The organism is Desulfopila aestuarii DSM 18488 (assembly GCF_900143695.1).
GTDB classification, from domain to species: Bacteria; Desulfobacterota; Desulfobulbia; order Desulfobulbales; family Desulfocapsaceae; genus Desulfopila; species Desulfopila aestuarii.
The window spans coordinates 198,381-211,667 of record NZ_FRFE01000007.1 but is presented as its reverse complement, the minus strand read 5'-3'; the positions used below and the strand labels follow the sequence as shown (position 1 = coordinate 211,667).

The 13,287-nt window shown below is 50.0% G+C and carries 11 protein-coding genes and 1 pseudogene; 4 read left to right on the top strand and 8 right to left on the bottom strand.

Annotated features, from left to right (window positions below; all coding sequences use genetic code 11):
* A pseudogene (locus BUF15_RS27370) lies at window positions 1-131 on the top strand (IS256 family transposase); the annotation flags it as partial.
* A 292-nt stretch (window positions 132-423) separates the two neighbouring features.
* Here BUF15_RS27370 and BUF15_RS09570 read toward each other — a convergent pair.
* From BUF15_RS09570 to BUF15_RS09545, 5 genes are all read right to left on the bottom strand, one after another.
* A complete protein-coding gene (locus tag BUF15_RS09570; RefSeq protein WP_073613245.1) occupies window positions 424-1,191 on the bottom strand; it encodes a MipA/OmpV family protein in 768 nt (255 codons plus the stop codon).
* Window positions 1,192-1,633: 442 nt separating this feature from the next.
* Window positions 1,634-2,236 carry an MlaC/ttg2D family ABC transporter substrate-binding protein gene (locus BUF15_RS09560; RefSeq protein ID WP_073613243.1) on the bottom strand — a complete coding sequence of 201 codons (603 nt, stop codon included), beginning with the start codon at window positions 2,234-2,236 and terminating at the stop codon, window positions 1,634-1,636.
* Window positions 2,233-2,739: an MlaD family protein gene (locus tag BUF15_RS09555; protein ID WP_073613242.1), complete on the bottom strand. Its 507-nt coding sequence runs from the start codon at window positions 2,737-2,739 to the stop codon at window positions 2,233-2,235. Before BUF15_RS09555 ends, BUF15_RS09560 begins: the two co-directional genes overlap by 4 nt.
* Window positions 2,740-2,741: 2 nt before the next feature.
* Complete coding sequence (locus BUF15_RS09550) at window positions 2,742-3,983, bottom strand: ATP-binding cassette domain-containing protein (RefSeq protein ID WP_073613241.1); 1,242 nt, start codon at window positions 3,981-3,983, stop codon at window positions 2,742-2,744.
* An 18-nt stretch (window positions 3,984-4,001) separates the two neighbouring features.
* A complete protein-coding gene (locus BUF15_RS09545; RefSeq protein WP_073613240.1) occupies window positions 4,002-4,811 on the bottom strand; it encodes an MlaE family ABC transporter permease in 810 nt (269 codons plus the stop codon).
* A 414-nt stretch (window positions 4,812-5,225) separates the two neighbouring features.
* Between BUF15_RS09545 and BUF15_RS09540 the strand changes: the two genes are divergently transcribed.
* Both BUF15_RS09540 and BUF15_RS09535 read left to right on the top strand, forming a co-directional pair.
* Window positions 5,226-7,985, top strand: a complete 2,760-nt coding sequence (locus tag BUF15_RS09540; RefSeq protein WP_073613239.1) for a C25 family cysteine peptidase — start codon at window positions 5,226-5,228, stop codon at window positions 7,983-7,985.
* A 115-nt stretch (window positions 7,986-8,100) separates the two neighbouring features.
* On the top strand, window positions 8,101-8,523 hold the full coding sequence (locus BUF15_RS09535) for a universal stress protein (protein ID WP_073613238.1): 423 nt from the start codon (window positions 8,101-8,103) through the stop codon (window positions 8,521-8,523).
* Between the two features lie 73 nt (window positions 8,524-8,596).
* Here the strand turns inward: BUF15_RS09535 and BUF15_RS09530 are convergent, their stop codons facing one another.
* The 3 genes from BUF15_RS09530 to ybaK form a co-directional block, all read right to left on the bottom strand.
* Window positions 8,597-8,818 carry a hypothetical protein gene (locus BUF15_RS09530; RefSeq protein ID WP_073613237.1) on the bottom strand — a complete coding sequence of 74 codons (222 nt, stop codon included), beginning with the start codon at window positions 8,816-8,818 and terminating at the stop codon, window positions 8,597-8,599.
* A 185-nt stretch (window positions 8,819-9,003) separates the two neighbouring features.
* On the bottom strand, window positions 9,004-10,191 hold the full coding sequence (locus BUF15_RS09525) for an NAD-dependent epimerase/dehydratase family protein (RefSeq protein WP_073613236.1): 1,188 nt from the start codon (window positions 10,189-10,191) through the stop codon (window positions 9,004-9,006).
* Window positions 10,192-10,430: 239 nt separating this feature from the next.
* On the bottom strand, window positions 10,431-10,904 hold the full coding sequence (ybaK, locus tag BUF15_RS09520) for a Cys-tRNA(Pro) deacylase (protein ID WP_073613235.1): 474 nt from the start codon (window positions 10,902-10,904) through the stop codon (window positions 10,431-10,433).
* 455 nt (window positions 10,905-11,359) lie between these two features.
* On the opposite strand from ybaK, the gene BUF15_RS09515 reads away from it, so the two are divergent.
* Window positions 11,360-13,243, top strand: coding sequence for an AMP-dependent synthetase/ligase (locus tag BUF15_RS09515; protein ID WP_073613234.1), 1,884 nt, complete (start codon window positions 11,360-11,362; stop codon window positions 13,241-13,243).
* The last annotated feature ends 44 nt before the right edge of the window (window positions 13,244-13,287 follow it).

The following is a 13,287-nucleotide window of genomic DNA, read 5'->3' as shown; positions in this document are numbered from 1 at the left end:
TGAAATTGTTATACCTCGGAATTCAGAATGCCCAGAAGAAGTGGACAATGCCTATTCAGAACTGGTCGCTGTCTGTTTCTCAGCTGGCGATTTTTTTCGAAGGGCGGCTGGATCAAGAATTAGGGCTTTGAAATAGAGGCAAATAAGGCTAAAGCTATGGATATCAAAATCCGCTCCAACAAAAGTCAGCACTTCCGACGAGCATGTTTAAGGTGCCCATTCTCAGCGCTGACTTTTACCTCCGCTTGCTGAAGGGGTGATGGCGGGCCACAACGGAAGATGACACAGAATTCTGAACACACCCTTAACATACCGCTTTGAGCGGTCCAAAATCTAAAGCCACCGGCTTTGCCGGTGGATACTTACTTTTTTTTTGCCGATTATTATCCTTGTTCCTGCTGAACGAGAATAATCCGTAAAGCATTAAAAGCGATACACACCCATTGCGCCGAGAAAGAATTGTCCTTCACTGCCTTCGTCATCAACGATTGGGCTGTCTGCTGCATCTCCCAAGAGGTATTTGTAACCAAGATTACCAACGATCGACCATTTTGCATTAAAACTGTAGTCAGCTGCCACATTCAGGCCCACGTCTTTAAAACCTCCATCAGCGTTATAATTCGGCAGAGTGCTGGTTCCTCGGTTGCCGGCGTCGACCTGAAAATAGGTCTCCATATAATTGTCGCTGGCGTAGGTGGTTGAGACACCGTAGGTCATTTTGAAGTCGTCAGAAATTGTCTGCCGGTAGTTGCCGCCCAGAGTGATAAGAAAGCCGTCGTATGTGTCGGACACATCGGCGGCAAACTCCAGAGTGGCACTCCAGGGACCGGATCTGCCGGTAAGGAAGAAACCTGCCTCAACGGCTGCATCGATGTCTTTCATTGCATCGACCTGGTCATTGTCCACATCGTCACGTTCGCCACGGTACTGAAGAAGGGGGCCAAATTCAATCTGATCATTGAGAAGATTCCACTTGAGCTGAGTACCCTTCAGCATCACATAGTCGCCATCTCCCCAGCCGACCCTGGCGAAGAGGAGGGGCACAGCTGTATAATCTTCGGAGCCCTCATAGTCCGGAGCCATACCGACTCCCAGCCCTACTGATGTTTTGTAATCGGCGGCAACAGCTGCCTGGCATAAAAAGAGGCCAGCTGCCAGCGATGAAAATAGAATTTTCGTTTTTTTCTCCATTACTCTCTCCTTGAAAGTTTTTTTTGTTGGTTTTACCAATATCTCTGTCAGAGATAAAACCTAACAGATTGAACGACCTTTTGCATGTATCTAAAAACATAAACTCTTTAATAATAGGCCTGTCACCTATAAGGTGCAAGCTTTGTGGGAATTTTAGCTGCAAATATTTGTGATGAAGTGGGCTTGTCTATTTGCGAATTTCGGCATGAAAGGAAACATTGATCGTGAATGTAATGAATGGGAGCGTGTGATGCACACATGATAGAACTACGGAGTAGACAAAAATTTGAAACGCAACTTCCTGAAAGTAAAGAACTATTCAGTTTGCAAGTTGTCTGGGGGAGGGCGGGAAGAATGGAGGTGCAGAAATGGTCTTCTCGAGTGAACTTCTCGGAAGACCATTTTGCTGTCACTTCAGGAAACAGTTTGGAGAAATAAACTCTTAGCTGTCGTAGGATTTCACTTTGGCACGGAGCTGGGCCAACAGGTTCTCCATGGGTTTATTGGAGAGTATGGAGTGAAACTGGCTGCGGTAGTTGTTTAAAAGGCTGACGCCTTCAACGATTACGTCATATACTCTCCAGCCTGCATCGCTGGCGGTGAGTCGGTAGCTTAAGGGCACCTTGGCCTCTTTGGTGATGACCTGGGTTCGTACTTCGGAGACTGTGGGCGAGAGTGATACTTCGTCGACAAATTCGACTTTGCTGCCTGGAAAGGAGGTGATTTTGGTGATGTATACCTGTCCGAGAAATTTGCTGAAGAGTTTGGTGAATTCCTCTTGCTGGGCAGGAGTTATTGCGTTCCAGTTTTTGCCAAGGCACTGCCGCGCAAGCTTGTCGTAATCAAAGACATCATCAACAATCACTTCGATGCGTTTCACTTTCTCAGCTTTGCTGTTCTCGCCTTGCAGCGATGCATCGTCAATGATCGCCATTACTTTGGTAATCGCTGTCTGGACAGTGGCAAGTGGAGATTCGGCCGCCAACAAAACCGTAGGTGGAAGCATGAGTGACAGGAAAAGGCAAAAGCCTGTAAATGCTTTCATTTGAATTCCTCGAACGTTGTATCTGTTGTTTTTTCTTCACCGGCGGTATCATTGCCGGGAACTGAACCAAAAGCGTATTTACCGATGATGTCGCCAATATCGATGGGTGATTCGGTGTTGATAATCACTCCGCCATCGCTGAGCTTTTCACCAGAACCACCGGGATTGAGACTGACGAACTTGTCGCCGATCAGACCGGCGGTCTTGATGGAGGCGATGGCATCATCATAGAGTATAATGTTATTCTTGATACTGAGGATAGCAACGGAGAGCTGCTTTTCCTGATCCAGCTCAAGTTGTTTCACCTCTCCGACTTCAATACCCTGCATTTCCACCGGGTTGCCTTCACGTAATCCTGAGACGGTTGAAAACCTGGTAATGACAGTGTAACTGTCACTGCCGAAAAGGCGCACATTACCAAGACTGATAGTCATATAGGTGAGCAGGCAGATGCCGATAAGCACAAATACACCGGCAATACTTTCCTGGGAAACTTTTTTCACAATTACCTCCTTGCCACGCACTTGATTTCGGCAATGGCGTACAGATTTTTTCGTGCTTTCACCAGGACGTCATTGAGGTTTTCCTGGTCGGAAACGCCTTCTGCATATCCGGCAAGAATGGTGAGATCATGGCATCTCCCACCGGGATCAAAAAATGGATCAACGGCACTGGAAAATCCGTTTTCCTCGACATCCTTGCCAAAAGATTCCAGCAGCTGTCTTGCTTCGTCGATGGTGGCCTGGGGGAGTACGGTGAGAAAACGGCTCCGGCGCTGCCGGGCGGAAAACCCACCCACCGGGTCGAAGTGTTTGCTGATATAATTCCCAAGTTCCTTGAGCAGATTCTGACCGGTCACAAAACCCAGATCGTCGCAGACTTTGCTGAAGTCGGCTATGGCAAAGATGGCGATGCAATAGTTTTCATCCTGCTTTTTCTTCGAGAGGGTATTGTGATAGCGCATCTTGAAGCTGCGCCGCGAATAGAGGCCGGTGAGATGCTCCTTGAAGCCTTCGAGGCTTTCAATGAACTCATCAACGTAGGAGTGCTCGAAGCTTTCCAGTTCCTGGGGGGTTCCCTGGAAAACGATCTTGCCTTGGTGGAGGACCAGAACCCTGTTGGAAATAAAGAGAATATCCGGGATGTCGTGGCTGATGACAATCGCGGTAAATCCGAATTTTTTCTTATACTCGGCGATCATGCTCAGGATAGCGTTTCGCCGGACGATATCCTGGCCGGTGGTCGGCTCGTCGAACAACACGATTTCGGGCTGGGTTACCAGTGCTCTGCTGAAGGCCACCCTCTTCTGCATACCGCCGGATATCTCTGAGGGGAAGCGGCTGCCGACTCCGAGCAGGTCGGTCTGTTCCATCTTTTTTCTGACCCTGGTCCGTATCTCCTCCGTCCCCAGTTCCGTGGTCTGCTCAAGGGGAAAGGCAATATTTTCGTACACCGTCATCGAGTCGAACAGGGCGTTGTTCTGGAACATGTAACTCAGCTGGCAATAATAGTCCTGCCGTTCGTGGGGGAGCATGGTCTTGATGTCCTTGCCCTTAAAAAGAATGGTGCCCTCGTCGGGTTCCATCAAACCAATGATGTTTTTCAGCATCACTGATTTGCCGGTACCGCTCTTGCCGATGATGGTGGTCACCTGGCCCTGTTCGATGGTCAGATTGACGCCGTCGAGTACGACCTTCGAGCCGAAGCTCTTTTTCACATTTCTAAGTTCAATGAGAGGTGGAGTCATGGTCGTGATCGGCGAAGGTTACAGGAGAATGGAGGTGACGACATAATCGGAAATCAGAATAAGTACGCAGGAGATGACCACGGCAGAGGTTGTGGCCAGCCCCACCGCCTTGGCACCAAAACTGTCTTTGCGCAGATGGGTGTAGAATCCGTTGTAGCAGCAGACCGTGGTGACGATAATGGCAAAGACCAGCGATTTGACAAATCCGCCGTTTATGTCCTCAAACAAAATGGAACTCTGAAGTCGGTAAAAATAGGTACCGGCGTCAAGGCCCAGCAATACAACCCCGGTCAGAAAGCCACCAAGAAAACCGATCAGGTCAAAAAGGGCGGTAAGAATGGGAAAGCTGATCACTGCGGCTGCGATACGGGGACTGACCAGGTAGCGCAAGGGATCGACTCCCATGGTCTGCAGGGCATCGATCTGCTCGGTAATGCGCTGAATGCCGATCTCGGTAGACATGGCTGAGCCAGCTCGGGCAGTGATCATGATGGCGGTCAGCACCGGTCCGAGCTCTCTCACCAGGGTCAGACCGACGGCGGAACCGAGTACTCCCGCTGATCCGAAACGAACCAGGGTGTGGAACAGCTGCAACCCGAGTACCATGCCGGTAAAAAGGCCGACCAGCATGACAATGGGGGCCGAGCGTGCGCCGATATAGTAGACATGCTGGGCGATACTCTGCAGTTGCTTTTTGGCAAATATCTTCACCAGGGCCCTGGCGAGAAAGAAGGCGACCCGGCCGAGACTGCGAATCAGGTGTAGAAAAGGGGCGCCTATCTTTTCGAGGAAGTTGAAAGCGGATGCTGATGAGGTTGTGTCGGGCATGTGAAAACGCGCTCTTTTCCCGGCACCTGCCGGTTAATAAATTTTATCTATACTTTCTCAATAGTTTTGAGACTGCCCGCTACATCAGGGACAATTTATCAGAGATAATCCTATCCGCTCACCACCAATGAGGCAACTTTTTTTGCCGCTATCTTCGTCGCGATTTTCGATATCAAAGCTATCAACCCTTCTGGGCAGTTGAAAAAAAAGTGGTACCATCCGGTAGTTGGTGGTTGCATGCGCTGACAATACGTGTCAGGCTTAAGGGGGAGTGCTTTGTATGTATAAGCGATGGTTGTGACGGCTAACTCTTTATGTTGTCGTTGCTTTTGTCATTGGAATGTAGATTTTCAGTCCACTGCTTTTTTTGTGCATCCGAGCTCGTCAACTTTGCTTGATACAAGGAGGATTGTCATGAAAAAACTTGCCCAGCACGTCTTCTTTTCCAGGTATGATCTCACCATCCGCCCGACACCGTTTGGAACACATTTTTCTCTCAAGGGCTGCCTGGTAAAAGGGCGGCCGGGGGCTCCGGCCCTGCCGGTACGAAACATCCGGATAGCCCTGCCACCGGATACCGGGGTCACCGCTTTTCGGGTAGAAATTGTCACCACGACTCTGGTGACCCAGCAGCCAACCATGATCGCCTGCATTCAACCCTTGCCCGATCCGGTCTGGCTGGGTCTTGAAACGGTGGAGGCAGATGGTGGTAAACGTTTCCTGCCCGAGGAAAATCTTTATCGACAAGTGATGGACGGAAAAAAAGAACGGGTAGTGATGGGGGGGCCGATGCAGGTTGGTAATATCCCCATTGCCACCTTCGACATTTTTCCGCTTGGCTATCGGAAGGACGGCACAGTTGAACTGATCGAGCACCTTATTCTTCATCTCTTACTCGACAAGGATGAAGCTATTTTTGTCAAGCCACAGATCACCAAAAGCCAGCGCTACAAAGAGCATTCCCTGGTTCACGATATGGTGATCAATCCGGAAAGGGTTTTAAAAACACCGCTACAGCTGAAAAAGATGCGAAAACCGGAAGATGTCCTGTCGGAAGTTATACCTTTCCCGAAAGGTCCTCTGGTAGGGGCCGGTCCGCCAGTTCCCGTGCCGAAGCAGGTAGATTATCTCATTATTACTGATAACGACAAATGGAACAGCCAGGCCATGGCCTCAACGGGGCCGGCGGGCGATCTTGTCGCAGAGTTCCAGCGGTTGGCCGCGCATAAAAAAGCACGGGGCTACCGGACACATATCGCCAGAGTTCGAGACATCGTTGATGGCGGTTATGGAAATTTTTCGGCCGGTGCCCGTGATCTGCAGGAGATTATCCGGAATTTTCTCAAGCAATTTGTCATCCAGAAAGGTGTGGAGTTCCTGTTGCTTGGTGGCGATGTCAGTATCATCCCGCCACGCCAGGCCTGCGCCTCGGCCTGGGGCCGGATTGAGCTTGGTTCGCTGGCTGATAAAAACACGTCGGAATGGAAGGGTAGTTATCTCGGCATGCGTGTCGATACCAACCACTTTGGCCAGACAACCCACTTCCTCACCAATTATCTTACCGGCGAGTTGATTCCGTATGATGCCAGTGGCACATCGAATGCAACAACCATCGGCTGGTATCATACGACCAGCGACACCTTTGCGACCAGAAGTGCTGCGCCGACTCAATGGATCCGGGTGAATGGCCCGGAAGCACACATCAAGGGCGAAATGGTCTGGTATACACCAACCAATATGCTTCCCACCGATATGTACTTTTCGAGCCTGTACGGGCAGCATTACAATACCCCGGGTCGGCATGACTGGGACCGGTTGAATAACGGTCTGTACGGCCAGCATAATCATACAGCCATTGATCTTGACGGCGTGGATTTCACCGTCGATGTGGCAGTGGGGCGGGCGCCGGTGGAGTCGGTCGACGAGGCGCGAATCTTTGTGGATAAGGTGATCGCTTATGACAACTGGGGGAAAGACCATGTGTCGAGTGATTATAACCGCTTTAAGCGGATGCTTTTTGTGGCGGAGCATTGGGCGCGATATTTTCACAGTGTGATCCCGCAGGCTGGTAACAGTTTTCCACCGGCAAATAACCGGTTCACGACTTTTGCCGCCGATGGCTATGCTCTTATCCACGACGAGTCGTTTATAGGCGACAACTGCGGCGACAAGATCATTTGCAATTACAGCGACAGCTCCTGTAAGGTGCTCGATTACAATCTGGAGGCGAAGAACGGAACGCCAGGCTGGTATTTTGCCAAGTCCGCCAATAATCTTCAACCAAGCTACTGGGTGCTCGATCTGTGGCTTATCAAGATCAAATTACCAACTCCCACCCCTTGGATTGTGGTTTATGGCCCGCCTGCCGATATTGCGCCAATGAGTTACGATATCGACCGGGAAGAGACCGACAGCTCCGTCACCCAGCAGGAGGAGTTACGGACGTGGCTGAAGAATAATTTCAGCCGCATTAATCAGGTGGATCGGCTCTATTCAGATGTCACCGACATGCCGCCGGGCTCGACTTCGGGGGCCACTCTCAAAAAACTCACCACCGAAAACCTTGAGGCTGCACTCAATACCGGCCCGCATTTTGTCAGCCTGACGGGGCACGGCAACTGGACCGGTGTGGCGCATCTCAATCACGCTCTGATCGGCAGGCTGGTCAACGGCCCGAAGACCTTCATTGCCTTTGCTGATTCCTGCCTGACCGGTAAGTTTGATGAGAACGATGCCATTGGCGAATCTCTCGTTAAAAAGGAGGACGGTGGTGCTGTAGCCTATATCGGCAATAGCCGGTACAGCTGGATCGGAGTGGGTGACGATTTTCGTTTTGAGTTTTTCAAGTGCATGAAATACTGGCGGAGTATCGGCAATCTCAACGACTCGCGCTGCACTTTTAGAAACGACACCAATTACTGGCAATATCAGCTGTGGACCATCCTTGAGCAGACCTTGTTTGGCGACCCTGAGATGAACGTCTATCGCACTGATGAGGATGCCTATCCCCGTTTTATCGGCAATCATAATACCATGGAGCTGCACCAATCCACATGCCAGTGGGTGAAGAAAATGGCCAACTGGAACAAACGGTACTACGACTCGATTGAAGAAGGGATCAACCTCGGCTATGACGGCTGCGCCTTCTGTTTGAAGGCCTACAATCACGGATAGAGACGAGATGTGATACAATAGATTGAAAGGCAGCCTGACTGGTTGCTAAGAGGGTGTTGCTGATACCGGCGGAGCATGTTGAGTGACGTCGGGACTGACTCCAAGGAGGTGCGTCATGACGGGAAAACGAATTTTGGCGGCTGTCGATGGTTCGGCATATTCCGACAGGGTGCTGGACAAGGCTATTGAGTTCGCACGGGTTTTTGGGGGGGAAGTGTTGTTGGTCTACTGCCATAAAAAATACCCGAAACTATTGGGCCAGCCCTATCTTGACCAGGCAATCTCTGCTATCATGAACAAGACCGAGAAAGTGTTTGAGCCGTATCTGGCAAAGCTTCGCGACAGTGGGGTACCGTTTGCCGAGTTGGCGGTGGAGGAACCGGCAGGAACCATGCTCGTCACCGTAGCCGATAATGAAAAGTGCGAAATGATCATCATGGGTTCACGGGGAAAATCAGATCTTGAGGGGCTTATTATCGGCAGTGTGACCCATAAGGTGCTGCATCTGGCTAAATGCCCGGTTCTGGTGGTGAAGTAGTTTTTTGATGAACACGAAATTTTAGAGTCGGCCCCGTCGCATACAGCTGGCGGGGCCGGTTTGTTCCAGTAGGCTATTTAATCTCAACAGGTGTGCAGAGATGGCCGGAATCTGCGGAAATCCTACCGCAGGATTCGCAGGAATACTTCATTGCCGCCAGTTTGTCCTTGCAGATGTGAGAGGCGGAAACATCTGTTGAACCGCAGAATTTGCAGTCCATTCCAGCGTCGGTGGGGTTGCACAGATGGCCGGGTTCGTTGGCCGAGGCCCCGCAGTTCTGACATGTATAGGCCATAAGATTTCTCCTCGTTTTCAGATGAAAACTGGTTAGCAGTTTGTCGACACGCTGTGTTATCACGCAGTGCAGCGCATGAATGGCTGCCGCATTATAAGCCACACAACTGCATGCAGCAATTCCACTCTGGAAGAGGGGCTGCGGCAACCTGTCAATGGAGAAGCTAAGAGGGTTGACTCCCGCTGTCAAGTGGGGTGTCGGTCAGGCTCTTTTGCCGTATCGTACTGCAAGATGTCACGAAACGGTGCTGTTGAGTCCAGGTGAACTGTTTCCAGCAATTGTAACGGGCGGTTGGCGAAGTCGTCTTCAATCGAGCGGTCCAGCTTGATTTCCTCATTATACGTGGATATGAGATTCTGATGCCCCCAACGGGTGAGGTAGTAGATGATCATGTCCGGTAGCCGGGTGTAAACCGTTTCATCAGGCAGTGGGTCGATAAAGCTCGATTCTTTAAGCCTTTTCGTACTGAGTGTCTGGGTTGTATAAAAGTGGCGGATGAAAATAAGCTCTGGCGGCAGGGTTGCCTTGAGGCCGAATTTTCGCATTACGCGCAGGAGTACGGCTGTGACCTTCTTGCCAAAACGGGCAACCGGATAGGGGATATAGATTTCCCTGGGAGTGCTGACCTGCAGGTAGGATTTGATGGTCAGGATAAGGTGGGACAGGTTTATCGGTTTTTCATCGACAAAGTTGTAGCTTTTCCCTGAAAACTCTTCGCGGTTGTTGAGGGCATGGTGAATGAAATAGGGGAGTTTCCGGCAATTGGAATAGGAGTGGCGCACGTTTTTGTTGGTAAAAATGCAGGGCATTGATTCATCGGCAATGGAAAAGAGCATGCGATGGAAACCCTGGATTTTGTGATCGTGGTTGCCGTAGACGACCCCAAGGCGGACAACAGTGTAGTCAAGACCGTGATGCTGGTGCATATATTTCAGGGTGGTTTCCGCCATGAGCTTTGACTTGGCGTAGTTTGTCATATTGGCGCTGATTTCCCTTTTTTCCTCTTCCGTTACATTTTCGCCCTCGCGAAGCGTTGCCGCTGAACTGACATGTATATAGGGAATACCCAAAGCGGCGGCAGTGCGGGCGAGATTGAGGGTGCCCAGGTAGTTCACCTCGAAAGAGAGCTGGCTGTCGGAATCAATGTTGGCGATGGCGCAGTTGATGACGAAATCGGGATGGGTGGAGGCAAGGTATCTGCGGATGTCTGTCGATTCCCGGATGGAGAGTTTCTTGCTGCTTGGCGCAAGAACCGTGATGGGTGCACTGGTCCGCGATTTGAAATAGTTGACGATGGTACCGCCGATAAGACCTGAGCCGCCGATAACGACGCCAAGCTTTGCCCCCTTCTCTTTGTGATTTGCTTCACCCATGCGCCCTGTTCCTTATGGTTTGACTGGACATGTGTGCAGAAGATATCTGCATGCGGGGTTGTCAGAATTCTCCAAAGTACATTATTCGGACGGATATTTTATTGTTCTCTTAATTAGACTATCGTTTCAGGAAATTTTGTCAAACAGAGACCACTGTGCTCAATCGTTTCGATCTGTCTCGAAGTGTTTGACAGGCTAATATCACCCCGCCAGGGTTTCTAGTCTCTCGTTGTATTCAATCACTCTTCCTGGCAGAGTTGGGCCATGGTACCGCGGGTAAGTTGCAGCAGGTCGGCGGGGGCAAGCTCAATCTCTAGGCCACGTTTGCCGGCGCTGACATAGATGGTAGCCTGGGTATTGGCGGAATCGTCCAGGAAGGTTTTGAGTAGCTTCTTCTGGCCGAGCGGACTCACCCCACCCAACATATAGCCGGTGGTTTTTTCCACCACTTTCTTGTCAGCCATCCCGGCCTTTTTCACACCTGCGGCCTTGGCAAGCAGTTTCATGGAGAGCATCTGGTTTACCGGAATGATCGCCACGGCAAGGCTGCCATCTCCCAGTTCTGCCACCAGGGTCTTGAAGACCTGCTCCGGTGGTACTCCCAATTTCTCTGAAGCTTCCAGCCCATATGATGGATGGTCGGGTTCGTGTTGATAGGTATGGACTGTATGTTTGATTTTTTTCTTTTTTACGAGGTTGATTGCAGGTGTCATGAAAAATCTGTTTGCTGATGTTTGAAGTGGTTTGAGCTATGGCCCTCCTTCACTTTATATAGCGGGTATTCTTGCACCTTGCATTATGAATATAGTGGAAGTGCCCCAGGAAAGGATGGGGAAACCAATTGGAGACTTCGCTATTTAACGTAAAGAGGTGATTGCCAGTTCCGAAAGGAAAATGATGATATAATTATACGAACAGCAGCAATCAGAAATGCGGCAGTGTGCTGAATAGATTTTGCCGTTTTTATAACGTGATAAAGGGTTATTGTTCTGGGCCGGCGCTGGGTAATGTCTTCCGTATTTTTCAGGTGATGATAACAGTTGATGCCGCATGTTTAAAAAAGATTGACTTAAACGTAAAGGTACGGTATCAAGATTGTAATGAACGGGTGTGTTGGATGAGCGGAGTAGCGGTGTCGAGATGAAAATCAGTGTGGAGCAGATGAGCTATGAACTTTTTGTCATACCAGTCGGTCCCAGCAATTCTCAAAGACAACTCCAGGAAATACGCGAAAAGAACGGCGATCAGCTACAACAAGCGTGGTGTATTTCTCTCTCTCACCTATGAGGAATTTTATGAACGGGTGCTGATGCTGGCCCGCGGCCTGAAGCAGGCCGGAGTCCAGCGGGGTGATCGGGTGGCTATCTTTTCGGAAAATCGGCTTGGCTGGGCGATTTCAGATTTCGGTGTTCAGTCGGCCGGCGCTATTACGGTTCCGATTTATGCCACCAATACCGGCAAGCAGGCAGCGTACGTTATCAATCATTGTGAAGCAAAAGTCGTTTTTGTCTCCACGCAGACCCAGTATGAGAAGCTCTATGCCATCCGTGACCAGATCCCCAATGTGGAATTGGTCATTTCCTATGAGCGCTTTATGGGCGAGCGGTCCTTCCCTGTCTATACCCAGTATCAGCTTTCGGAAGTTGAGCGTCCGCTGACCGAGACGGAAACGGCGATGATAGAAAAGCAGATCGACGAGATCCGGCAGGAAGATATTATCACCATCATCTACACTTCAGGAACCACCGGTGTGCCCAAAGGTGTTCTGCTCACCCAGCGGAACATTATGGTCAATACCACTCATGGGCTGAAGCGGGTCGGCAGCAGCACTTTGCCGCAGACTTTTTTAAGCTTTCTGCCGCTCAGCCATGTGCTGGAACGTACAGGCGGATACTACATGCCCCTTCTTACCGGCAACCACATCGCTTTTGCCGAAAATGTCCAGAAGGTCATGGAAAACATGATGGAGATTAAGCCCACCAATATGGTGAGCGTTCCCCGTCTCTTTGAAAAGATTTACTCCCGGATTTACGAAAACGTTCATCAGGCCTCTTCGTTCAAGCGTAATCTCTTCCACCGGGCGGTGGAGGTCGGTCGCGAATATGTGCAGAAAAAATACGTCACCAAAGAACCACTTGGCTTGCTTGAATTGCGGTATAAGTTCTTCGATAAACTGGTTTTTAAGAAAGTGCGCGAACGGTTCGGTGGCAAAATCAAATATTTTGTCTGCGGTGGGGCGCCACTGGATAAGACTATCAACGAATTCATGTGGATTATCGGCCTGCCGGTCTTTAATGGTTATGGTTTAACCGAGACCAGTCCGGCGATCACTTTGTCCAGCTTTGATATTATCCGTTTTGATTCGGTGGGAAAACCCTTGCATGAGACGGAAGTGAAACTGGCTGACGATGGCGAGCTTTACGTAAAAGGCCCGCAGGTAATGCAGCAATATTACAAGAACGAAGAAGCGACCCGTGAAACCATAGAAGATGGCTGGTTAAAGACCGGTGATATTGCCCGGATAGACGAGCAGGGATACGTTTACATAATAGATCGCAAAAAAGAGCTGATCGTCACTGCAGGTGGTAAAAATATCGCTCCACAGCCTTTAGAAAACGAGCTGAAACTTGATAAGTTCATCTCTGACGCTTACGTTTACGGAGACGGGAAACCATACCTGGTGGCATTGCTTACTCCAAATCTTGAGCGGTTGATTGATCTTGGCCGGGAACTGGGAATTCATTACATCGATATCGAGGAACTGGTTACCAACGAAAAAGTTATGGCCGTCTATACACGAAGGATGGAAGCGTTTAATGCTGCCTTGCCGCCATATAAGACGATCAAAAGATTTGCGGTGCTCCCACGGGAGTTTACCATCGATGGAGGGGAGTTGACACCCACTCTGAAATTGAAGCGTAAGGAAATTTACAACAAGTATAAGGACATCATTGAAGAACTGTATATAAAAGCAGGGAACGGTGTTGTCCGCCGGCCGAAAGCCGATAATGAGAGACTCGAAACAAGTGTCAGTGCATCAAAGATGCATTGATGATCCAACAAGTTAGGATGTAGAACCCTTGGCGATCGCGATCT